The organism is Paraburkholderia acidiphila (assembly GCF_009789655.1).
Lineage (GTDB): Bacteria > Pseudomonadota > Gammaproteobacteria > Burkholderiales > Burkholderiaceae > Paraburkholderia > Paraburkholderia acidiphila.
In genome coordinates, this window is record NZ_CP046909.1 from 1675363 (window position 1) to 1696899 (window position 21537).

Consider the following 21537-nt stretch of genomic DNA (forward strand, 5'->3'; position numbering starts at 1 on the left):
CACCTGTGGACCTGAAGCTGGACTGGATAAATGCGAGCCTTGAACACGATTACGAAACTGGCCCAACACGCGGTGGCCCGAAACGCAATGCGCGCGGCGCGAGCAAACATGCTCGGCAAGATTGGCAACGTCGTTCGCCTTGCTGTTTGCGGCGCGGCGCTCGCCGTGGTCGCCGCCTGCCACGGCCTGCCGGAAAAGACCGACGAAACGGCTGCGTGGAACAACAACAAATTATATACGGAGGCCCAGGACGCGCTCTCCGGCGGCGACTGGGGCAAGTGCGCGAAATATTTTGAAGCACTTCAGGGCCGCGACCCGTTCGGCCACTTCGCCCAGCAGGCGCAGATCAACGTGGCCTACTGCAACTGGAAGGACAACGAGAACGACGCCGCCGACCAGGCGATCAACCGCTTCATCCAGCTGCACCCGGATCACCCGGACATCGCCTACGCGTACTACCTCAAGGGCATGATCCACTTCAACGACGACCTGGGTCTGTTCGGCCGCTTCTCGGGCCAGGACATGAGCGAGCGCGACCCGAAGTCGCTGCGCGAGTCGTATGACGCGTTCAAGATGGTGGTCGACAAGTATCCGCAGAGCAAGTACGCCCCGGACGCGGCCCAGCGCATGCGTTACATCGTGAACGCGCTCGCTTCGCACGAAGTGCATGCTGCCGACTACTACTACCGCCGCGGCGCCTATGTGGCGGCCATCAACCGCGCGCAGCTCGCGATCCAGGACTACAAGAGCGCGCCGGCGATCGAAGACGCGCTGCACATCATGATCCTGTCGTACCAGAAGCTCGATCAGCCGCAGCTCGCCGAAGACACGCGCCGCGTGCTCGCCGGCACCTTCCCGGACAGCCCGTACATCACCGGTCACGCGCGCCCCGGCAAGGAAGACAAGTCCTGGTGGCAGATCTGGTGATCGCCGCGCCTCGATGCTTGAGGCACGCAGGAAAGCAAAACGCCACGGCAAGCCGTGGCGTTTTTTTTTGGCTTCGCGGCAGCGCAGGCCTGGTGGCTGCACTGCGCGGGCGTCCTCAATCGCGCTCGAACAGCGCGATCGACTCCACGTGCGACGTGTGCGGGAACATGTTGACCACGCCCGCGCCCTTGAGCCGGTAACCCGCCTCGTTGACGAGCACGCCCGCATCGCGCGCCAGCGTCGCGGGGCTGCACGACACGTAGACGATGCGCTTGGGCAGCGGGCCATTGCCGCTCTGCGCGATTTCCGCGAGCGCCTGGGCGACGGCGAACGCGCCTTCGCGCGGCGGATCGACCAGAAACTTGTCGAAGTGGCCGAGCGCGCGCATGTCGTCCGCGGTAACTTCGAACAGGTTGCGGCACGCAAACGACGTATGCCCGTCCACGCCGTTGGCGCGCGCATTTTCGAGCGCCCGGGCCGTCAGCGTGTCGCTGCCTTCGATCCCCACCACTTCGCGCGCGAGACGCGCGAGCGGCAGCGTGAAGTTGCCGATGCCGCAGAAGAGATCGAGCACGCGGTCGCCCGGTTCCGGCGCGAGCAGGCGCAGCGCGCGGCCTACCAGCACGCGGTTGATCTGGTGATTGACCTGCGTGAAGTCCGTCGGCTTGAACGGCATGCGAATGCCGTACTCGGGCAGCGTGTAGTCCAGTTCCTTGTCGAGCGGATAGAACGGGAACACGGTGTCCGGGCCCTTCGGCTGCAGCCAGAACTGGACGTTGTGCTCGTCGGCGAACGCGCGCAGCAGATCTTCGTCGGCGGCCGTGAGCGGCTCGAGTATGCGCAGCACGAGCGCTGTCACGCTCGAACCCACAGCGAGTTCGATCTGCGGCATGCGATCGCAGATCGACAGCTGGGCCACGAGATGGCGCAGCGGCACGAGCATCGCGGAAACGTTCGGCGGCAGCACTTCGCAGCTCGTCATGTCGGCCACATAGCTGCTCTTCTTCTCGTGGAAGCCGACCAGCACGCCGCCCTTCTTCGGCACGTTGCGCACCGTGAGGCGCGCGCGATAGCGGTAGCCCCACGACGGGCCGTGAATCGGCCGGAACATCGTCTCCGAGCGCACCTTCGAGAGGTGCATGAGGTTGTCTTCGAGCACGCGCTGCTTGACGGCGATCTGCGCGCGCACGTCGAGATGCTGCATCGAACAGCCGCCGCAGATGCCGAAGTACGCGCACTGCGGCTTCGTGCGAATCGCGCTCTCGCGCAGCACGCTCACCACTTGCGCCTGCTCGAACGTAGGCTTCTTGCGGTAGCTCGAGTAGGTCACGCGCTCGCCCGGCAGCGCGCCCTCGACGAAGATCACCTTGCCGGGCTCGCCCGTCTCGGTGACGGTGCGGCCAACGCCGCGCGCCTCCATGTCGAGCGACTCGATCTCGAGAATGGGGGCATGAGCGACCGAGGCTTCGACGGCGGCGCGCTTTTCGGCGCGGCGCTCGCGCTTGCTGCGCTTTTTCGGGGGCGTGAACGGCATGGGCTCGGCCTGAACGGGCTCGGCTTGAGGGTCGGGGGCAGCTTGAGACACCAGCGGATTCCTGACTGACGATGAGTCAATTGTGGGCGAAGGCGAGATTGTAGTCGAAGTCGGCCCACGCGCTCCGTCGCAGCCGTTTTCGAACTTGTCCGATCGTGCGCGCTGCGCCCCATCACTACGATGATTCCTGACGCGTGATAAGTCCGACTCACGCGAAGGAATCGTCAACATGTCTGCCCTCGTCTTCCTGCAATCGTTCGCGCTGTTGCTTGTCGCACTCGGCGCCGCCACCGTCGCCGAACCGCTGGCTGCAAGGCGCGCGAGCACGCACCGCCGCCTATTGCTCGGCTTTGCCAGCCTCGCGGTCCCCATCGCGCTGTTCGCGCTGCTGCTGTTCGGTCTGCGCATCCTGTTCGACTGACGCTGCCCGATCAGCCGCTTTCAGAATCGTCCCATAGATTGACGCCGGTTGCGGCGGCAAGGATATCCAACCCTTCACTAACGGAACCGAAGTGAGCAAGCTACTTCTTTGTGCGCTCGTCGCAACGACGCTCGTGGGCCTCGCGGCATGCGGCCCGACCATCCAGCCCGATCAACTCGTCGCCTCCATCCAGCCCGGCATGACGCAGAGCGAAGTCTACAAGCGTATGGGGCCGCCCGATCGCGGCTACCAGACCAACGGCCTCGACTGTTTCCAGTACGACCTCGGCAAGTACGATCTCGGCAGCACCCGCAACGTCCCGTTCTCCGTGTATTTCGACCGCAGCGAACGCGTGGCCGGCACGACGCGCGCCGAGTGCCAGGGTCGCCGGATCTAAGGCCAATACGCCGGAGCGAGCGCCGGTACTGCCAGCCCGTCCAGTATTCGTCATACAACACCACAGGAGAAACCAGGCTAGGGTTAAGCATGCGGAAACCGCAGCCGCGCCATGCGAGGAGCGTGCGATGAGACTGGTCAGCTGGAATGTGCAGTGGGGGCGCGACGCTACTGGCGTGGTCGATCTCGCGCGCACGGTGAGCGAGGCGCGGCGCCTTGCCGATTTCGACGTGCTATGCCTGCAGGAAATTACGCGCGGGTTTCGGGCGCTGCCGGGTGGTCCTGGCGACGACCAGTTCGCCGAACTCCGCGCGCTGCTGCCGGGCTATACGGTCATCGAGGCAATCGGCGCCGACTTGCCCGCGCAGCACGACCCGCAAAGCGCCCGTCAAGGCACGGCGCCGATGCCGCGCCGCCAGTTCGGCAACGCGCTTGCCACGCGTTTGCCCGTCGCGCAGGTCTTTCGCCACGCTCTGCCATGGCCCGCCGACTCCACCGCGCCCTCAATGCAGCGTGTCGCGCTCGAAGCCGTGCTCGACGCGCCAGGCGGCGCGCTGCGCGTACTGACTACGCATCTGGAGTTCTACTCGTTACGCCAACGGCTTGCGCAAGTGGACGAGTTGCGGCGCCTGCAGCAGGAAGCGGCCGACCATGCGGCGCATCCCGCGCCCGCCGAAAACAACGTGGGCCCGTTCGCTCGCACCGCGCGCCCCGTATCGGCAATCGTGTGCGGCGACTTCAACAGCGCATGGAGCAGCGACGCGTACACGCGCATGCTCGAACCGCTTGCGGGCAGTCCCGCCTTCGTCGACGCGTGGATCGCACTCCATACCGGCGCGACGCCGCCGCCCACTGCCGGCGTGTACGACACGAAGCAATGGGCAGACGGCCCGCTCGCGTGCGACTTCGTCTTTGTCACGGAGGATTTGCGCCCACGCTTGCGAAGCTGCGAAATCGACGGCGCGACCCAGGCTTCGGATCATCAGCCGATCGTGCTCGAACTAGGCTAAGGGGTTGCCGGCAGGCTGCGCTCAGTTGGCGAACGCTTTGAGATACTCGCCCCAATGCGGTGCCGTTTCGGCGGCGAGCGACTGCTTCACGAACTCGATCTCATCCGCATATTCGCGCTCTGTGAAACCGCCGCGCATCATCTGAAACCGGCAATAGAGCAGATACGTGTTAACCACGTCGGTCTCGCAGTAGTTGCGAATCTCCTCGATGTGGCCTTCCTGAAACGCGCTCCACACCTGGCCGCCGTCCATGCCGAGCTTGCCCGGGAAACCGCAAAGCTTCGCGAGCGCGTCGAGCGGCGCATTCGCCCGCGGCTGGTACATCGCGAGCAGGTCCATCAGGTCGGTGTGGCGCGTGTGGTAGCGGCTGATGTAGTTGTTCCACTTGAACTCGCGATCCGCGTCGCCCATTTCCCAATAGCGCACTGCACGAATGCCGTGCACAAGCGCGCGATAGTGGAGCACCGGCAAGTCGAAGCCGCCGCCGTTCCACGACACGAGCTGCGGCGAATACTTCTCGATCGTGCGGTAGAACGAATCGATCAGGCGCGCTTCGCCGTCTTCGGGCGTGCCGAGCGAGCGCACGCGAAAGCCCTGCCCGTCACGAAACACGCACGAGATCGCGGCGATGCGCTGCAGATGATGCGGCAGAAAATCGCTACCGGTTTTCTCGCGGCGCGAAGCGAACGCGTGTTCGGCCACTTCGGTGTCGGTGAGCGTGGCGGGCAGATCTTCGAGGCGGCGAATGCCGTCGACATCGGGAATCGTCTCGATGTCGAATACGAGTACAGGAACTGTCATTCAGGTGGACTGCGAGGGTTTAGAGAACGGCGTCCTTGCGCACGCCGTTCGAAGCGAAAAAGCGCTTGAGGCGCACCAGCGCTTCCTGCTGGATCTGCCGCACGCGCTCGCGAGTGAGGCCCATCTCGTCGGCCAGTTCTTCGAGCGTGGCGGGTTCGATATGGTTCAGCCCGAAGCGCCGTTCGATGACATGGCGATGCTTATCGGATAAACGCCCGAGCCACGCGCGTGTAAGCGTTTCCAGCTCGCGGTGCTGCACTTCGGCGTCAGGCGACTGGCTCTGGTCGTCCGAAAGCAGGTCGAGCAGGCTACTGGCCGGGTCGAGGTCGAGCGGCGCGTCGAGCGAAGCCGTGTGTTCGTTGAGCGCGAGAATGTCGGTGACTTCATCGGTAGTCTTGCCGGTGAGATACGCGATGTCGTCGATGCTCGCGTCGCGCCGCTCCGAAGCCGAGTCGGCGTTTAGCGAATTCTTCTCCAGATGGCGCTTCGCGCGCAGCACCTGGTTGAGCTCGCGGATCACATGCACCGGCAAGCGCACGGTGCGCGCCTGATTCATGATGGCGCGCTCGATGCTCTGGCGGATCCACCAGGTCGCATACGTCGAGAAACGAAAGCCGCGCGTGGGATCGAACTTCTCGATCGCGTGCATGAGGCCGAGGTTGCCCTCCTCGATCAGGTCGAGCAGCGGCACGCCGCGATTGAGATAACCCTTGGCAATGCTGACGACGAGGCGCAGATTGCGCTCGATCATGACCTGACGCGCCTCGAACTCGCCGGCCTTGGCGAGGCGCGAGTAGCGCTGCTCCTCCTCGACCGTGAGGAGCGGCTTCACGCTGATCCGGTTCAGATAATGCTGAATGGTGTCGGCCGTGAGTTCGGCCTGCAGCATGGCGCGGAAATCGTCGGCGTCGGGCGCAGCTTCGGCCGTTTCGGCGCCCTCGCCCGAGCCGCCTTCGTCGGCTGCGGAATCGCGCTCTTCACGTTCCTCGCGCTCCTCGAATTCGCGGCCGCCGTCGAGGTCGGGCGATGCGTCGTCGTCGCCCGCCTGCGCGCCGTCCTCCACCGAAACCTGGGCGGCTTGGCTGTCAGACTCGGATTGCTGCAGACGGCGCTTCGATTTCGGCATGGTCGGCTCGCTTTTATTGCGGCGGCAAGTACTTCAGTGGGTCGACGGGCTTACCCTGACGGCGTACTTCGAAATGCAGCATCACCCGGTCCGAGTCGGTATTGCCCATTTCGGCGATCTTCTGACCTTTGGTGACCGCATCCCCTTCTTTTACCATCAAAGTCCGGTTGTGTGCATACGCGGTCAGAAACGTCGCGTCATGCTTGATGATAATGAGATTGCCGTAACCGCGCAGCCCATTTCCGGCATAAACCACGCGTCCATCGCCAGCGGCCTTGACAGGATCGCCTGGCGCACCGCCGATATTGATGCCCTTGTTCTTCGTATCGTCGAAGCCGTTGAGCACTGGACCACGCACCGGCCACGCGAGCGCGATGTTGCCGCCCGGCGCCGCAGCCATGTCACCGCCGCTTGCACCCGGCTGCGGCGGCACGGCAGCCGTGGGCGCCGATGCGTTCGCACCCGAGCCGTAGATCGGCGGCTGTGCAGGCGCGAGCGCTGCCGGTGCACCCGGTGCTGCGCCCACGCCCGGAACCGGCGCGGTCACAACACCCGGCGTGTACGCCGACGGATTCGCACCCGGCGGCACGACGCGCAACAACTGATCCACTTCAATCTGATTCGGATTGGTGAGATTGTTCCACGTCGCGATGTCGCGATAATTCTGGCCGTTTTCGAGCGCAATCCTATAGAGAGTATCGCCCGGCTTCACCCGGTAGTATCCCGGAGGCGGCGGCCCGAGCGGCACCGGCGGCTGCGCAGCCGCCGTGCCGAGCGGCGCGGTGCGGTCCACCACAGGTGCCTGATCGAGTCGCGTGGCGCATGCGGCCAGAAGGCAGAGTGCGACGACCGCGGTGCCGCGCTGGGCTGCGATCAGCGTGGCTGCGGGCAGGTCGACGTTCGGGCTGTTTCGGCGGTTTCTTTTGATCGCGCGCAACATACTCATCGGATTCAGATCACTCCAGATTTTAAGGGGACAAAGAAAACGCGATCCAGGCGTGACTCCCGCCACTGTGCCGGCCCCGTGCGCTCCACGAGCGTGAGGACCTGCGTCGCTTCGCCGGCGGCACCCTGCATGCCGGACACCGCCACGGGCGCCACGAGCTTCCCGCCGATGGCGAGTTGCTCGAGCAGCGCCTGCGGCACGTCGAAGCCGGCGGCGGCGATCACGATCGCGTCGAACGGCGCCGCCGACGGCAAACCGAGCCGTCCGTCGCCGTAGTGCAAGCGGATATTCGGGATACGCAGCGGACGAAGATTCGTCTTCGCGCGCTCGTATAACGGCTTGATGCGTTCAATGGAATACACGTCGCGCGCAATCTGGCTCAGCACGGCCGCCTGATAGCCGCAGCCGGTGCCGATTTCCAGCACGCGCTCCAGCACACGGCCCGCGCCCGCGAGTTCGAGCATGCGCGCGACCACGGAAGGCTTCGAGATAGTCTGGTGATGACCGATCGGCAACGCCGCATCTTCGTAGGCCTGGGTCGCCAGACCCGGGTCGATGAACATGTGGCGCGGCACGGCCGCGAGCGCCTGGAGCACGCGCGCATCGGCAATGCCGTTTGCACGCAGGCGTTCGACCATGCGTTCGCGTATGCGTTCCGAAGTCAGCGCATGCGCGCCGTTCAGTGCAACGCCGGGCGCCCCCGTGACGGCAACGGCAGGACGCGGCGCACTCGCACCGCCTGGCATTGCTGCGCGCGGCGCAGCCGAGTTGGCAGCAGGATGCGCGGGCTTGATCGAACTTGCCGGCTTTGCGCTCAGCGGCTTCGCATTGGCCGGCTTCGCAGGCGGCGCCTTGAACGGCGTGCTTGCCGTGGACTTCGCAACGGCCGGCGCGCCGAGCTTCGCGCCCGGCTTCGCGAGCGGACCGACGCCCGGTTTCGAGGCGCTGCTGTTGCCCGCGCCCGCGAGCGGCGTGCGTGCGTCGCCCGGGCGCGCGTCGCGCCGGCGCGGCTCGCGCACGAGATCCGCGAGCCCGAGCGGAAAACGCTTCGTGCGCTCGCCCGTCATGAAACGCTGCCGCCCTTGCGCGCCCAGTCGTGCGTCGCGGACAGCATCTGCGTATGGGTGAGATCGAGTTGCAGCGGCGTGATCGACACGTGGCCGTTCGACACCGCGTGGAAGTCCGTGCCCTCGCTCGCGTCGCGCGCGCTGCCCGACGGCCCGATCCAGTAGATCGGCTCGCCGCGCGGGTTGGTCTCGCGGATCACGGGCTGCGAAGGATGACGCTTGCCGAGGCGCGTGACGCGCCAATCGCCAAGCTCGTCGTACGGCAGGTTCGGGATATTGACGTTCAGCAGCGGATGGCCCGGCAACGGGTTCGCGAGGTAATGCGCCACGATCTCGGCTGCGACGCGCGCAGCGGAATCGAGATGCACCCAGTCCTTGTCGACGAGCGAAAACGCAATGGCCGGTATGCCGAACATGATGCCTTCGGTTGCCGCGGCCACCGTGCCCGAGTACAGCGTGTCCTCGCCCATGTTCTGGCCGTTGTTGATGCCGGAGACCACGAGGTCGGGCTGCTGGTCGAGCATGCCCGTGAGCGCGATGTGCACGGAGTCGGTGGGCGTGCCGTTCACGTAGTAGAAGCCGGTGCTCGCAGACCGCAACACCGACAGCGGGCGCCACAGCGTAAGCGAGTTCGATGCGGCGCTGCAGTTCTGCTCGGGCGCCATGACCGTGACTTCGCCGAGCGGCTTGAGCGCTTCGTAGAGCGCGGCCAGGCCGGGGGCGAGATAACCGTCGTCGTTGCTGAGTAGTATTCGCATCGAGCGATTGTAACCGAGGAAAGAAGGCACGCGAACGACAGCCCGACCCTTGCGGCAGCGCGCGTTGGAGCCTGCGTTGAACGTCGATAACCCCTGCCGATCCGCGACGCGTTCGCATTCGCGGTACGCGTGGAAAGACACTTGTCAGCGACACGAAATAAATCGCACGATCGTTCGCATCAGGCGAGATTGCCGTACACTGTCCCGCTGTAGCGAATCCATGACCGATGCACCTGAAAGCAACCGAACCGGATAAGACAGGAGACACGATGCGCGCAATCCGCTGCAACCAGTACGGGCCGCCCGACTCGCTCACGCTCGAAGACTCGCCCGACCTCGTGCCGGGCCCAGGGCAGGTCGTGATCGACGTGAAAGCCGCGGCCGTCAACTTCCCCGACGTGCTCATCATCGAGAACAAGTATCAGATGAAGCCGCCGCTGCCCTTCACGCCCGGCGCCGAGCTCGCAGGCGTAGTGCGTGCCGCGGGCGAAGGCGTGAAGCTCGCGCCGGGCACGCGCGTGGTGGCGTACGTGGGCACTGGCGCATTCGCCGAGCAGGCGCTTGCGGACGCATCGGCGTGCGTGGCGCTGCCTGAGCAAGCCGACTTCGCGACGGCCGCCGCCTTCACGCTTGCGTATGGCACGTCGCACCACGCCGTGGTCGACCGCGCCGCGCTGCGCGCAGGCGAAACGATGCTCGTGCTCGGCGCGGCGGGCGGCGTGGGGCTCGCCGCGGTGGAGATCGGCAAGGTGCTCGGCGCGCGCGTGATCGCGGCGGCCTCGAGTGAGGAGAAGCTCGAAGTCTGCCGCCGCTTCGGTGCGGACGCCACCATCAACTACAGCACCGAGGACTTGCGCGAGCGTGTCAAGGCGCTCACTGACGGCAAGGGTCCCGATGTGATCTATGACCCGGTGGGCGGCGAGTATGCGGAACCTGCTTTCCGCAGCATCGGCTGGCGCGGGCGCTATCTCGTGGTGGGCTTCGCGAATGGCGAGATTCCCAAACTGCCGCTCAACCTCGCGCTGCTCAAGGGCGCGAGCCTCGTCGGCGTGTTCTGGGGCGATTTCGCGCGCCGCGAGCCGCAGCACAATGCGGCGGCGTTCGCGCAAATGGTGGGTTGGATCGGCGAAGGCAAACTCAAACCGTACGTCTCGATGCGCTATAAGCTTGCCGACACAGCGCAGGCGCTCAAGGACATGGCTTCGCGCAAGGTGACGGGCAAGATCGTGATCGAGCCCTGAGCGTTGCCTGCAACGCGGCAAGCAAAACGAAAACGGCTCGCGATGTGCGAGCCGTTTTGCATGATGCCAGCGTTGCTAAACGATTTGTTGTTCGCGCAAGCGTGCGATGTGGTCCGCGTCGTAGCCCAACGCTTGCAGGACTTCATCGGTGTGCTCGCCCAGCGCGGGCCCGAGCCAGCGCGTGTCGCCGGGCGTTGCCGAGAGCTTGGGCGTGACTGACGGCAGCGCGATGTCCACGCCCTCGCCTTCCTTCTCGCCCGGCGCCTGCCAGCGGAACTGCTGGATCATCTGGCGCGCCGCGAACTGCGGATCCGCGAACATGTCGGCCACGCTGTAGATTCGGCCCACGGGCACGTCGGCGGCGTTGAGCACGTCGAGCGCTTCGTTGATGGTGCGCGTGGAAAGCCATGCCGCGATCGCGCCGTCGATCTCCGCCGTGCGCGGCACGCGGCCGTCGTTGTGCGCGAGCTGCGGATCGTTGGCGAGGTCCGCGCGCTCGATTGCCATCATCAAGCGCTTGAAAATCGGATCGCTGTTACCGCCGATCACGATGCTGCCGTCGCGGCACGGATACGTATTCGACGGCACGATGCCCGGCAGCGACGCGCCGGTGCGCTCGCGCACCATGCCGTACACACCGTACTCGGGCACGACGCTCTCCATCATGTTGAACACGGCCTCGTAGAGCGCGACATCGACGATCTGGCCTCTGCCGCCGTTCATGTTGCGGTGATGGAGCGCCATCATCGCGCCGATCACGCCGTGCAGCGCCGCGATCGAGTCGCCGATCGAAATGCCGATGCGCGGCGGCGGCAAGTCGGGGTAGCCCGTGATATGACGCAGACCGCCCATCGATTCGGCGATCGCGCCGAAGCCCGGACGGTCGCGGTACGGGCCGGTCTGGCCGTAGCCGGACAGGCGCACCATCACGAGACCGGGATTCTCCTTCGAGAGCACGTCGTAGCCGAGCCCGAGCTTTTCGAGCAGGCCGGGCCGGAAGTTCTCGATGACGATATCGGCCTCCTTCGCGAGGCGCCGCACGATCTCCTTGCCCTCTTCGGCTTTGAGATTCACCGTGACCGACTTCTTGTTGCGCGCCTGCACGGCCCACCAGAGCGACGTGCCGCCCGCTTCCGGGTAGAGCTTGCGCCATTTGCGCAGCGGGTCGCCGCCCTTGGGGTCTTCGATCTTGATGACCTCGGCGCCGAACTCGCCGAGAAAGCGCGCGGCGAAGGGACCGGCAATCAGCGTGCCGAGTTCGAGGACTTTCACGCCCGCGAGCGGCCCTGTGCCTTTGGCTGCGGATGCGTTTGGTTGCGATTCGGAGGAATCGGCGGCTGCGCTCATGGTGTCTCCTTTCATTCTGTCCGGCATGCGGTGCCAAGGCATGGCGAAACGCTACATCGAGCGCCGGTCGAGCATGGCCCGCGCAATGGTGCCGGCGTCGACGTATTCGAGCTCGCCGCCTACCGGCACGCCGCGCGCGAGCCGCGTGACGGCGAGTCCGCGCGCCTTGAGCGTCTGGCCAAGATAGTGGGCTGTCGCCTCGCCCTCGTTCGTGAAATTGGTTGCGAGCACCACTTCCTTGACGACGCCGTCCGACGCACGCTTCACAAGGCGGTCGAAATGGATCTCTTTCGGACCGATGCCATCGAGCGGACTCAGATGTCCCATCAGCACGAAATACAAACCGCGGTACGTCATGGTCTGTTCGAGCATGATCTGGTCGGCCGGCGTTTCGACCACGCACAGGAGCGTGGGGTCACGCTCCTCGTCCAGACACGTTTCGCAGACCTGAGCTTCGGTGAAGGTGTTGCACTTCTCGCAATGCTTCAGATTCTCGGTGGCGAACAGCAGCGCGTTGCCGAGCTTTTCGGCGCCGTCGCGGTCGTGTTGCATCAGGTGATACGCCATGCGTTGCGCAGACTTCGGCCCGACGCCGGGCAACACGCGCAGCGCCTCGACGAGAGCGGCGAGAGCGGAAGGTTGTTTCATGCGGATTCAGCGCGAGATGCGCGACGGGGTTTGAAGCGAATATGGCTTCTTGCTGCGACTTGCTGCCTGGTGCGGTTGACGCCTCGACGCCACCGCCTGCGCAGCCGTACCAGCCACGGCCACGCACGCGAGACGCGCGGGCGCCGGCCTGCCAGAAGCAGACGCGGCGCTCGCAACGTGCCTTAGAACGGCATCTTGAAGCCCGGCGGCAGCGGCAGACCGGCGGTCATGCCGCCCATCTTTTCCTGCGACGTGGCTTCGGCCTTGCGCACCGCGTCGTTGAACGCCGCGGCCACGAGGTCTTCGAGCATGTCCTTGTCGTCCGCGAGCAGGCTCGGATCGATCGACACGCGGCGCACGTCGTTGCGGCAGGTCATCGTGACCTTGACGAGACCGGCGCCAGCCTGACCTTCGACTTCGATCTGGGCAAGCTGCTCCTGCATCTTCTTCATGTTTTCCTGCATCTGCTGGGCTTGCTTCATGAGCCCTGCGAGTTGGCCTTTCAACATAGTCACTGCTCCTTCTGGATCGTAGTCGTTCGAATCGATGCGCTCAAAAGCGCGCGACGCTTGCCGCGCCACGCGGCGCAAATCAGTGGGCGGCCTGACTGCCGCCCGATGCGGCATCCGGCGCGACCGGCCGGATCGAGCCCGGCACGATGCTCGCGCCGAAGTCGCGAATCAGTTGCTGCACGAAAGGATCGGTGCCGATCTCGCGCTCGGCTTCGCGTTGACGCTGGGCGCGGTCCGCGGCGTCGAGCGCGGCCGCCGTACGGCGCGCGGGGCCGACTTCCACGCTCACTTCAACGGTCTTGCCAAGACGCTCGGCGAGCGCCGTCTTGAGCTTCGCGACCTGCGAAGCTTCGGCATACTGCGGCACCGGCACGCTCAGTTTGAGCAGCGTGCCTTCGAGCGCCGTCAGTTCGCTGTTGAAGGCGAGCTGGTACGAAATGCCCTTCAGCGTTAGCGTGGCGGCAAGCGCGGGCCAGTCGCCCGTAAAGCCGATCGGATCGAGCGGAATGCCCGGCGGCAGCTTGCTCACATCGACCACGGCCGGCGACGGCGTCGGCACCGATGCGGCGGCGCGCGGCGTGGGCGCGCTGTCGTAGGCAGACACGAAACCGTCGTCGGGCGGCGCGAAATACGCGTCGTCGGCGCCGAGCGGCACATAGTCGTCGGGCGGGATATCGTCCCACGGCGGCGCGCCCGAGGCGTCTTGCTGCGCATTGGCGTTGCTCGCCGGCTGGCGCGACTGGGCTTCCTGCGCGGCGGCGGCGCGGCGAGCCGGATCGGGCGTCGGCACCTTCACTTCCATACGCGGCGCAGCCTTCGGCGCGGGCGCCGGAGCGGCCGCGCTGGCGGCAGCAGCGGGAGCGCGGCCAGTGGCCACGCGCATGCCCTTGTTGCGCAGCACGTCGAGCGCAGCGCTCGCGCCACCGCGCGCGGACGCCACAGCGGCAGGTTCTTCACGCGCTTCGGTTTGCGGCGCAGGCGCAGCGGCCGCGCGTTGAGCGGCTGGCGTCTCTTCTGCCAGGGCGGGAGCATCCGCGGCCGGCTCGACCACTGCGGCAGCCGCATCTTGCGGCGCTGTGCTCGCGTTCGCTGCGGACTCGCCTTCGTCCTCCCAGGGAGGCACGACGCGCGCTTCGGCAGCCGGCTTGACGAGCGGCGCAGGCGCACTCGCTTGCGGTTCGACAACGGGCGCCTTCGCCGCAGCGGCCTCTACCGTCGACGGCACCACGGCTGCCGGCTTCGTCGCGACCGGCTGCGCAACGGCAGACGAGGCGCTACGCGCCGACGCCACAACTGGAGCGGCTGCACGCGCGCCCGTGCCCGCCACAGCGGGTTTCGAAGCCGGCGCACTGCCCACGTTGCCCGCGCTCACGGAAGGCTCGAACGCGAGCATGCGCAGCAGCGTCATCGTGAAGCCCGCGTATTCGTCGGGCGCGAGGCCGAGTTCGCTGCGGCCGAGCGTCGCGATCTGGTAGAAGAGCTGGACTTGTTCCGGGCTCAACGCCTCGCCAAAACGGCGGATGTCGTCGGCTTCGGGCCACTCGTCGAGCACCGACGAAGGCGCGAATTGCGCCCAGCCGATGCGGTGGAACAGACTCGCGAGATCCTGCAGCGCCGTGGAGAACGACAGGCTGCGCAGCGCCATTTCGTCCGCGATGGCGAGTACGTTTGCGCCGTCGCCGGACACGAGCGCGTCGATCAGCCGAATGAGATAGCTTTGATCGAGCGCGCCGAGCATGCCGCGCACTGCTTCTTCGGTGACCTGGTTGGCCGAATAGGCGATGGCCTGGTCGGTGAGCGAGAGTGCGTCGCGCATCGAGCCGTCGGCCGCGCGCGCGAGCAGGCGCAGCGCCTGCTGCTCGAACTCGACCTTCTCTTCACCGAGAATGTGCGTGAGATGCTCGACGATGTTGCCCGCCGGCATCTGCTTCAAATTGAATTGCAGACAGCGCGACAGCACCGTAACCGGAATCTTCTGCGGATCGGTCGTCGCGAGGATGAACTTCACATGCGGCGGCGGCTCTTCCAGCGTCTTCAACATCGCGTTGAAGGCGTGGTTCGTGAGCATGTGCACTTCGTCGATCATGTAGACCTTGAAGCGCGCATCGACCGGCGCATAGACCGCACGCTCGAGCAGCGCGGCCATCTCGTCCACGCCGCGGTTGCTCGCCGCATCCATCTCGACGTAATCGACAAAGCGCCCTTCGTCGATTTCCCGGCACGCACGGCACACGCCGCACGGCTTCGACGTCACGCCGGTCTCACAGTTGAGCGCCTTGGCGAAGATCCGCGACAGCGTCGTCTTGCCCACGCCGCGCGTGCCCGTGAAGAGATACGCGTGGTGCAGGCGGCCGCCGTCGAGTGCATGCGTGAGCGCGCGCACCACGTGCTCCTGTCCGACGAGCGAAGCGAAATCCTTCGGTCGCCACTTGCGTGCGAGAACTTGATAGGTCATCCGGAAATTGTATCAGCAACGCCCGCGCGTCCAGATGAATCGAAAGGCGGCCAATACGCATCCCGCGGCCGCCGCGCAATGGCGACAGCAGCGATTGCGGAGAGCCAAACAGCGGCGATGAAGGCTTGAAAAACACGACGAACGAAGCACCGCGTCGCGCACTCAATTGCGCGGCGTAAATGTCGTATTGGGGGAAAAACCGGAAGAAAAAGAGGAAGGTGACGAGCCTGACCCTCGGCACTGGCGGAAAACGGCTGTGGCTGCTTCGTTCCCGACCTGACCAGGTTGACCGCCCCTCCATGCGAGGAGGCCCGTCACGGCGCATTCTAACATCGGTCGCGCAGCAATGCGACTGCTGCAGTGCGAAAAAAACGTGCCGAGCCGCTCCGGACAATACTTGCGCGCCATGCAGCGCGCCCTCTTGCAACGGCCCGCACCGCCTCCAGATAGCGTGCAGGAGCACGAGTCGTCGCGCGAAAAGGCCCCGCGAAAATGCTCGCGCCGCCGCCGGAATATCCCGCCGAATGTGGGCTGCAGGACGGAAACCCTGCTTGCGGCATGAGTACTATCACCGTCGGCAACGCATAGGGATTTAGGCTACACTGGCGTCGGCAATTGGCTGGGCCACGTGGTTTTCGTGCGGATGGCGTGTGATTCGGACGTATGACTCGGGTTCGGTCTGGCCGCCCTGGCGGCCCCGGATGAATTTTCAGTTTTGGTGTATCGTGGCGAGCAATTTACTCAGCCTCGAATCGAAAGAGGTATTCATACAATGAGCGAACAAATCAAGCATATCAGCGACGCATCGTTCGAACAGGACGTCGTGAAATCCGACAAGCCCGTGCTGCTGGACTTCTGGGCCGAGTGGTGTGGTCCGTGCAAGATGATCGCGCCGATTCTCGATGAAGTCGCGAAGGATTATGGCGACCGCCTTCAGATCGCGAAGATCAACGTCGACGAGCACCAGTCGACGCCGGTGAAGTTCGGCGTGCGCGGCATCCCCACGCTGATCCTCTTCAAGAACGGCGCCGTCGCGGCGCAGAAGGTCGGCGCGCTCTCGAAGTCGCAGCTCACCGCGTTCCTGGACAGCCACCTGTAACTTCTTCGCTGGCCGCCTGCTGCCCGCCCGGGCGCATCGTCCGGCCAGCAACGGGTGAGCCGCGCAAAGGTGCGTGTTGTCACGCGACAACACGCACCATAAAAACACCTCGAAAGTTGCTGTCGGTCTTCACTGACGGTTTCTGGCGTGTGCTATGCTAGAATTCATAAAGCGTCTATCCGGCGCCCTTATAAAAGTTTCAAGCGAAGCTTCAAGCAAAGTTTCAACCAAAAGTCCTTGAGCGGTTCCGCTCGCTTCTTTTCCCCCATTCTTTTCGTCGCATCCTCCCCGACGGGTTCTCCGTATGCATCTTTCCGAGCTCAAGTCTCAGCACGTGTCCGAATTGATCGAGATGGCCAATGGCCTCGAGATCGAAAATGCGAACCGCCTGCGCAAGCAGGAACTCATGTTCGCCATTCTCAAAAAGCGCGCCAAGACGGGCGAAACGATCTTCGGCGACGGCACGCTCGAAGTGCTCCCCGACGGCTTCGGCTTCCTGCGCTCGCCGGAAACCTCGTATCTCGCCAGCACGGACGATATCTATATCAGCCCGTCGCAGATCCGCCGCTTCAACCTGCATACCGGCGACACGATCGAAGGTGAAGTGCGCACGCCGAAGGACGGCGAACGCTACTTCGCGCTTGTAAAGGTCGACAAGGTCAACGGCCAGGCGCCCGAAGCCTCGAAGCACAAGATCATGTTCGAGAATCTCACGCCGCTGCACCCGAACAAGGTGCTGCTGCTCGAGCGCGAGATGCGCGGTGAGGAGAACGTGACGGGCCGCATCATCGACATGATCGCGCCTATCGGCAAGGGTCAGCGCGGCCTGCTGGTCGCTTCGCCCAAGTCCGGTAAAACCGTGATGCTCCAGCACATCGCGCACGCCATCAAGCAGAACCACCCCGACGTGGTCCTGTTCGTGCTGCTGATCGACGAGCGTCCGGAAGAAGTGACCGAAATGCAGCGCTCGGTGGCGGGCGAAGTGATCGCCTCGACCTTCGACGAACCGGCTGCGCGCCACGTGCAGGTCGCCGAAATGGTGATCGAAAAGGCCAAGCGCCTCGTCGAAATGAAGCACGACGTCGTGATTCTGCTCGACTCGATCACGCGTCTCGCCCGCGCCTACAACACCGTCGTGCCCGCATCGGGCAAGGTGCTCACGGGCGGTGTGGACGCCAACGCGCTCCAGCGTCCGAAGCGCTTCTTCGGCGCCGCGCGCAATATCGAAGAAGGCGGCTCGCTCACCATCATCGGCACGGCGCTGATCGAAACCGGCAGCCGCATGGACGACGTGATCTACGAAGAGTTCAAGGGCACCGGCAACATGGAAGTGCACCTCGAGCGCCGTCTCGCGGAAAAGCGCGTCTACCCGTCGATCAACCTGAACAAGTCGGGCACGCGCCGCGAAGAGCTGCTGATCAAGCCGGACATCCTCCAGAAGATCTGGGTGCTGCGCAAGTTCATCCACGACATGGACGAAGTCGAGGCCATGGAATTCCTGCTCGACAAGATCCGTCAGACGAAGAACAACTCCGAGTTCTTCGACATGATGCGCCGCGGCGGCTAAAACCCTCGCCCGCTTGATTCAGCGCAAAACGCCCGCGAATTCGCGGGCGTTTTTCTTTTCCGGCATCGCATCGTTGCATGCCACAACCTGTACGTGAACGTTCACGTTGAACTATAATGCGCGGCATGTCCTGGTCGCCTCACGGCGAGAAAAGAGTGCCCCATGCCCAAGGATTCTCCCGCGCTGCTCACGGTGCGCGACGCCGCCGAGCGGCTCAACGTCACGCCGCGCACGCTTAAATATTACGAAGAGCGCGGGCTCGTCAGCCCCTCGCGCAGCGAAGGCCGCTACCGGCTCTACGACGAGCACGACCTCGAGCAGTTTTCGCGCATCCTGCGGCTGCGCGCGCTCGGCTTTTCGTTGCACGGCATCACCGAAATGCTCAAGCGGCCGCTCGAACAGGTTGGCGAAGGCCGCCGGCGCTATTCGCAGGAGTCGCTGCAGCACATCGCCGATGCGCTCGCGCAGCAGATCGCAACGCTGGACACGCGCGTTACGGACGTGCGCCGCGAGTTGAAGGAAGCGCAGACGGTACGCGCGGAGCTTGCCGATGACCTCGACTACCTGCAGCGGCGCCTGGCGGGCGAGCCCTCCGATCAGCTGATCGAGCAGCGCCTCGCCGCCACGCGGCGCCGCAAGGCGGCCGCGAGCGGCAAGGACAGCAAGTCGGCAGAGCCTTCTGGCAAAGCACGCGACGACCACGACCCGGCATGAGCACGGCCCAACCCCGCGAGCCGATCTTCAGCGCGGCGCGCCTGCGCGGCGACTTTTTCCCTTGGGTGCTCGCCCTCGCGACCGGCCTCGATTACTACGACAACGCGATCTTTTCGTTCTTCACGAGTCATATTGCGGGCGGTATCAACGCTTCGCCCGACGAGCTCGTCTGGTCGTCGAGCGCCTACGCCGTCTGTGCCGTGCTGGGCATCCTGCAGCAGCAATGGTGGGTGGAGCGCATGGGCTACCGGCGCTACGTGGCAAGCTGCCTGCTGCTCTATTCCGCCGGCGCGATCGCGGCCGCACTGTGCGAATCGTCGATCGAACTCGCCTTCGCGCGCGGATTTCAGGGCTATTTCATCGGCCCGATGATGGGCACCTGCCGCATCCTCATCCAGATCAGCTTCACGCCGCAGCAACGCCCGGTCGCGACGCGCGCGTTCCTCATTCTCATCGTGCTCTCCAGCGCGCTCGCACCGCTCGTGGGCGGCCAGTTCGTTGCGCATTTCGACTGGCGCGCCCTGTTCGCCTTTTCCGCGCCCGCAGGCGTGCTCTATGCCGTGCTGGCCCTGCTCGCGCTGCCCGATACCGGTCACGTGCTGCCCGAGGAGCGCGGCGAAGCGCACTTCTGGCCGTACATCATCTTCGCGTTCGCGCAGGGCGCGCTGCAAATCGCCATGCAGCAGGTGCGCTTCGAACTCTTCAGCGCGTCGCCGGAAATCATCCTGCTCACGCTCGTCGGCATCACCGCGCTCGCCTGGTTCGGCTGGCACCAGTGGCATCACCCCAAGCCGCTCATGCGGCTGCACGCGTTACGCGAGAAACCGTTCCAGGTGGGCCTGCTGCTCTACATGGCCTACTACTACCTGAGCACGGCGCTCAGCTACCTGGTCTCACGGCTGCTCGAAGGCGGATTCAACTACCCCGTCGAAAACGCCGGACGCCTCACCGGCGTCACGTCGCTCATCTCGGCCGGCGCACTCTTCTTCTATTTCCGCTACGCGAAGTTCATCACGCACAAGAAGTGGATCATCGTGCCCGGGTTCGTGCTCTCGGCGCTCATCTCGTTCTGGATGACGCGGCTCACGCCCGATGCGAGCGAAGCGTGGCTCATCCCGCCGCTGCTGCTGCGCGGCCTGCTGCTGCTCTTCATCGTGCTGCCCGTTGCGAATCTCACGTTCCGTATATTCGCGATCGAGGAATTCACACACGGTTACCGCTTGAAAAACGTCGTCAGGCAGTTGACGATATCGTTCGCCACCGCCACGGTTATCATCGTCGAGCAGCACCGGCTCGCGCTGCACCAAACGCGGCTCGCTGAATTCGTGAATCCGTTCAACCCGATGTTTCAGAGCACCTATGCTGCGCTAACGCATTCGTTCGAACTCATGGGCCGGTCCGCGAGCGAAGCGCATGGACTCGCGCTCGCGCAGGTGAGCCGGATGGTCGCGCAGCAGGCGAGCTTTCTGAGTTCGCTCGACGGGTTTTACTTCCTGATCGGCGTGGCGGTGTGCGGCGGCATCTTCGCCGCGTGGCAAAAGCAAATCGACTGAACGACATCCAGACGCACGGGAAAACACACCCAGCGATGCTTTCGAAACTCTCTCACTGGCTCGGCACGCGCCGCCGCGAAAAAGCGCTGCGCACCTACGCGATCGACGACGCGCTTTGGCAGGCTACGGTCAATGGGCTGCCATTCCTCAAGCACCTCGACGCCGCCGACCTCGCGCGCCTGCGCGAGCTGACGAGCCTCTTCATTGCGCAAAAAGAGTTCTCGACAGCGCACGATCTCGAACTGACCGACCCGATGACCGTGGCGATCGCCGTACAAGCGTCGCTGCCTGTGCTCAACCTTTCGCTCGACCTCTACAAGGGCTGGGTGGGCGTCGTCGTCTATCCGGGGGAGTTCGTGATCCGCAAAACCGTGGAGGACGAGGATGGCGTGGTCCACGAGGTCGAACACGACGCGAGCGGCGAGGCCTGGGAAGGCGGCCCCGTGATCCTCTCGTGGGAAGACGCGCAGATGACCGATGGCAGCGACGCGTACAACGTTGTGATCCACGAATTCGCGCACAAGATCGATATGCTCAACGGGGAGGCCGACGGTCATCCGCCCCTCTTTCGGCGCTGGCATGCGCCGCTCGACGCGCAGACGTGGGCCGACGTGTTCGACAACGCCTACGACCAGTTCTGCGACAAGGTGGACGCCGTGCCGGAGCGCCGCTGGGCGCGCTTCGAGCGCGATTCGCTGATCGATCCCTATGCCGCCGACCATCCGTCGGAGTTCTTTGCGGTGTGCAGCGAGGCGCTTTTCGTCAAGCCGAAGGCGTTCGAGGCGGAATATCCCGAGCTTTACCGGCTGCTTGCGCGCTATTACCGTCAGGACCCGGCACGCGTAGGCGCACTGGACGGCCAACCGGCCTGAAACCTGGCGCGCAGGACCATCTAAAATTCGCCAACCGGCTGATTATCTGGCATAATCGCCGTTTTTCGACCCTTGGGTAAGTGGCTCGCGCGAGCAAAGTCGGCAACATGGTGTTGTCCGCACGCGGGTTGGCTACCGCCAGATTTAAGGAATAACCATGAAACAAGGCATTCACCCGGATTACCGCGAAGTTCTGTTCATCGACGTTTCGAACGACTTCAAGTTCGTGACCCGCTCGACGATCCAGACGCGCGAAACCGCCGAATTCAACGGCAAGACCTACCCGCTCGCCAAGATCGAAGTGTCGTCGGAATCGCATCCGTTCTACACGGGCACGCAAAAGATCATGGACACGGCAGGCCGTGTCGAGAAGTTCAACAAGAAGTTCGGCGCGCGCGCCTCGGGCAAGGCCGGCAAGTAAGCACGACGCCGCACCGGCTCCTGGCCGGTTCCGCTTTGAATGTGCACAAAAGGGCAGCGTACGCTGCCCTTTTTTGTTGCCTGCGCCACCGTTGCGCCATCCGGGCAGCCAGGCGGGTGCGA

21 protein-coding genes and 1 other RNA gene are annotated in these 21537 nt (G+C 64.7%); 11 read left to right on the forward strand and 11 right to left on the reverse strand.

The features are described from left to right. Positions 1-87 precede the first annotated feature (87 nt). Complete coding sequence (locus FAZ97_RS07460) at positions 88-927, forward strand: outer membrane protein assembly factor BamD (protein WP_407671806.1); 840 nt, start codon at positions 88-90, stop codon at positions 925-927. Positions 928-1042: 115 nt separating this feature from the next. Here the strand turns inward: FAZ97_RS07460 and rlmD are convergent, their stop codons facing one another. Continuing rightward, complete coding sequence (rlmD, locus tag FAZ97_RS07465) at positions 1043-2461, reverse strand: 23S rRNA (uracil(1939)-C(5))-methyltransferase RlmD (RefSeq protein ID WP_158759087.1); 1419 nt, start codon at positions 2459-2461, stop codon at positions 1043-1045. 229 nt (positions 2462-2690) lie between these two features. On the opposite strand from rlmD, the gene FAZ97_RS07470 reads away from it, so the two are divergent. From FAZ97_RS07470 to FAZ97_RS07480, 3 genes are all read left to right on the forward strand, one after another. Continuing rightward, positions 2691-2882 (forward strand): hypothetical protein, encoded by a 192-nt coding sequence (locus FAZ97_RS07470; protein WP_158757869.1) that lies wholly within the window; start codon positions 2691-2693, stop codon positions 2880-2882. Between the two features lie 91 nt (positions 2883-2973). After that, the gene (locus FAZ97_RS07475; RefSeq protein ID WP_158757870.1) at positions 2974-3279 is read left to right on the forward strand and encodes an outer membrane protein assembly factor BamE; all 306 of its coding nucleotides are present in this window, start codon (positions 2974-2976) and stop codon (positions 3277-3279) included. A 127-nt stretch (positions 3280-3406) separates the two neighbouring features. Next, a complete protein-coding gene (locus FAZ97_RS07480; RefSeq protein ID WP_158757871.1) occupies positions 3407-4288 on the forward strand; it encodes an endonuclease/exonuclease/phosphatase family protein in 882 nt (293 codons plus the stop codon). Positions 4289-4309: 21 nt separating this feature from the next. Here FAZ97_RS07480 and FAZ97_RS07485 read toward each other — a convergent pair whose 3' ends face one another. From FAZ97_RS07485 to surE, 5 genes are read right to left on the reverse strand one after another with little or no spacing between them, the layout of a single operon-like run. After that, positions 4310-5089 (reverse strand): 3'-5' exonuclease, encoded by a 780-nt coding sequence (locus FAZ97_RS07485; RefSeq protein ID WP_158757872.1) that lies wholly within the window; start codon positions 5087-5089, stop codon positions 4310-4312. Between the two features lie 19 nt (positions 5090-5108). Further along, positions 5109-6215, reverse strand: a complete 1107-nt coding sequence (gene rpoS, locus FAZ97_RS07490; RefSeq protein WP_158757873.1) for an RNA polymerase sigma factor RpoS — start codon at positions 6213-6215, stop codon at positions 5109-5111. Positions 6216-6228: 13 nt separating this feature from the next. Next, on the reverse strand, positions 6229-7161 hold the full coding sequence (locus FAZ97_RS07495) for a peptidoglycan DD-metalloendopeptidase family protein (protein WP_158759088.1): 933 nt from the start codon (positions 7159-7161) through the stop codon (positions 6229-6231). A 5-nt stretch (positions 7162-7166) separates the two neighbouring features. Beyond that, a complete protein-coding gene (locus FAZ97_RS07500) occupies positions 7167-8228 on the reverse strand; it encodes a protein-L-isoaspartate(D-aspartate) O-methyltransferase (RefSeq protein WP_158757874.1) in 1062 nt (353 codons plus the stop codon). After that, on the reverse strand, positions 8225-8986 hold the full coding sequence (gene surE / locus FAZ97_RS07505) for a 5'/3'-nucleotidase SurE (RefSeq protein ID WP_158757875.1): 762 nt from the start codon (positions 8984-8986) through the stop codon (positions 8225-8227). The genes FAZ97_RS07500 and surE overlap by 4 nt, the downstream gene beginning before the upstream one ends. A gap of 269 nt (positions 8987-9255) precedes the next feature. Here surE and FAZ97_RS07510 point away from each other — a divergent pair, with 269 nt between their 5' ends. Continuing rightward, on the forward strand, positions 9256-10227 hold the full coding sequence (locus FAZ97_RS07510) for an NADPH:quinone oxidoreductase family protein (RefSeq protein ID WP_158757876.1): 972 nt from the start codon (positions 9256-9258) through the stop codon (positions 10225-10227). Positions 10228-10302: 75 nt separating this feature from the next. Here the strand turns inward: FAZ97_RS07510 and FAZ97_RS07515 are convergent, their stop codons facing one another. The 5 genes from FAZ97_RS07515 to ffs all read right to left on the reverse strand — a co-directional run bounded on the left by FAZ97_RS07515 (position 10303) and on the right by ffs (position 15505). Further along, positions 10303-11574, reverse strand: coding sequence for a CaiB/BaiF CoA transferase family protein (locus FAZ97_RS07515; protein WP_158757877.1), 1272 nt, complete (start codon positions 11572-11574; stop codon positions 10303-10305). Between the two features lie 51 nt (positions 11575-11625). Then, positions 11626-12222 (reverse strand): recombination mediator RecR, encoded by a 597-nt coding sequence (gene recR / locus FAZ97_RS07520; protein ID WP_133184310.1) that lies wholly within the window; start codon positions 12220-12222, stop codon positions 11626-11628. Between the two features lie 182 nt (positions 12223-12404). After that, the gene (locus FAZ97_RS07525) at positions 12405-12731 is read right to left on the reverse strand and encodes a YbaB/EbfC family nucleoid-associated protein (RefSeq protein WP_028204938.1); all 327 of its coding nucleotides are present in this window, start codon (positions 12729-12731) and stop codon (positions 12405-12407) included. Between the two features lie 82 nt (positions 12732-12813). Next, positions 12814-15189: a DNA polymerase III subunit gamma/tau gene (locus FAZ97_RS07530; protein WP_158757878.1), complete on the reverse strand. Its 2376-nt coding sequence runs from the start codon at positions 15187-15189 to the stop codon at positions 12814-12816. A gap of 217 nt (positions 15190-15406) precedes the next feature. Next, positions 15407-15505, reverse strand: an RNA gene (gene ffs, locus FAZ97_RS07535) — signal recognition particle sRNA small type. Between the two features lie 456 nt (positions 15506-15961). On the opposite strand from ffs, the gene trxA reads away from it, so the two are divergent. From trxA to FAZ97_RS07565, 6 genes are all read left to right on the forward strand, one after another. Continuing rightward, positions 15962-16288, forward strand: a complete 327-nt coding sequence (gene trxA, locus FAZ97_RS07540) for a thioredoxin TrxA (protein WP_027797264.1) — start codon at positions 15962-15964, stop codon at positions 16286-16288. 304 nt (positions 16289-16592) lie between these two features. Then, positions 16593-17855 carry a transcription termination factor Rho gene (gene rho, locus FAZ97_RS07545; RefSeq protein ID WP_103705944.1) on the forward strand — a complete coding sequence of 421 codons (1263 nt, stop codon included), beginning with the start codon at positions 16593-16595 and terminating at the stop codon, positions 17853-17855. Positions 17856-18017: 162 nt separating this feature from the next. Beyond that, entirely contained in the window at positions 18018-18569 is a 552-nt protein-coding gene (locus tag FAZ97_RS07550; protein ID WP_158757879.1) for a MerR family transcriptional regulator, read from the forward strand. Then, positions 18566-20122, forward strand: coding sequence for an MFS transporter (locus FAZ97_RS07555; protein WP_158757880.1), 1557 nt, complete (start codon positions 18566-18568; stop codon positions 20120-20122). The genes FAZ97_RS07550 and FAZ97_RS07555 overlap by 4 nt, the downstream gene beginning before the upstream one ends. Positions 20123-20157: 35 nt before the next feature. Continuing rightward, positions 20158-20994: a M90 family metallopeptidase gene (locus tag FAZ97_RS07560; RefSeq protein ID WP_158757881.1), complete on the forward strand. Its 837-nt coding sequence runs from the start codon at positions 20158-20160 to the stop codon at positions 20992-20994. A 157-nt stretch (positions 20995-21151) separates the two neighbouring features. Beyond that, a complete protein-coding gene (locus tag FAZ97_RS07565; protein ID WP_158757882.1) occupies positions 21152-21415 on the forward strand; it encodes a type B 50S ribosomal protein L31 in 264 nt (87 codons plus the stop codon). Positions 21416-21537 lie beyond the last annotated feature (122 nt).

Coding starts and splice junctions, on each gene's coding strand:
- surE (WP_158757875.1), bottom strand. CDS start 8,986: ATGCGAATACTACTCAGCAACGACGACGGTTATCTCGCCCCCGGCCTG.
- rlmD (WP_158759087.1), bottom strand. CDS start 2,461: ATGCCGTTCACGCCCCCGAAAAAGCGCAGCAAGCGCGAGCGCCGCGCC.
- FAZ97_RS07565 (WP_158757882.1), top strand. CDS start 21,152: ATGAAACAAGGCATTCACCCGGATTACCGCGAAGTTCTGTTCATCGAC.
- FAZ97_RS07525 (WP_028204938.1), bottom strand. CDS start 12,731: ATGTTGAAAGGCCAACTCGCAGGGCTCATGAAGCAAGCCCAGCAGATG.
- FAZ97_RS07485 (WP_158757872.1), bottom strand. CDS start 5,089: ATGACAGTTCCTGTACTCGTATTCGACATCGAGACGATTCCCGATGTC.
- FAZ97_RS07470 (WP_158757869.1), top strand. CDS start 2,691: ATGTCTGCCCTCGTCTTCCTGCAATCGTTCGCGCTGTTGCTTGTCGCA.
- FAZ97_RS07510 (WP_158757876.1), top strand. CDS start 9,256: ATGCGCGCAATCCGCTGCAACCAGTACGGGCCGCCCGACTCGCTCACG.
- FAZ97_RS07495 (WP_158759088.1), bottom strand. CDS start 7,161: ATGAGTATGTTGCGCGCGATCAAAAGAAACCGCCGAAACAGCCCGAAC.
- FAZ97_RS07530 (WP_158757878.1), bottom strand. CDS start 15,189: ATGACCTATCAAGTTCTCGCACGCAAGTGGCGACCGAAGGATTTCGCT.
- FAZ97_RS07515 (WP_158757877.1), bottom strand. CDS start 11,574: ATGAGCGCAGCCGCCGATTCCTCCGAATCGCAACCAAACGCATCCGCA.
- FAZ97_RS07560 (WP_158757881.1), top strand. CDS start 20,158: ATGCTTTCGAAACTCTCTCACTGGCTCGGCACGCGCCGCCGCGAAAAA.
- trxA (WP_027797264.1), top strand. CDS start 15,962: ATGAGCGAACAAATCAAGCATATCAGCGACGCATCGTTCGAACAGGAC.
- rpoS (WP_158757873.1), bottom strand. CDS start 6,215: ATGCCGAAATCGAAGCGCCGTCTGCAGCAATCCGAGTCTGACAGCCAA.
- rho (WP_103705944.1), top strand. CDS start 16,593: ATGCATCTTTCCGAGCTCAAGTCTCAGCACGTGTCCGAATTGATCGAG.
- FAZ97_RS07555 (WP_158757880.1), top strand. CDS start 18,566: ATGAGCACGGCCCAACCCCGCGAGCCGATCTTCAGCGCGGCGCGCCTG.
- FAZ97_RS07480 (WP_158757871.1), top strand. CDS start 3,407: ATGAGACTGGTCAGCTGGAATGTGCAGTGGGGGCGCGACGCTACTGGC.
- FAZ97_RS07550 (WP_158757879.1), top strand. CDS start 18,018: ATGCCCAAGGATTCTCCCGCGCTGCTCACGGTGCGCGACGCCGCCGAG.
- FAZ97_RS07460 (WP_407671806.1), top strand. CDS start 88: ATGCGCGCGGCGCGAGCAAACATGCTCGGCAAGATTGGCAACGTCGTT.
- recR (WP_133184310.1), bottom strand. CDS start 12,222: ATGAAACAACCTTCCGCTCTCGCCGCTCTCGTCGAGGCGCTGCGCGTG.
- FAZ97_RS07500 (WP_158757874.1), bottom strand. CDS start 8,228: ATGACGGGCGAGCGCACGAAGCGTTTTCCGCTCGGGCTCGCGGATCTC.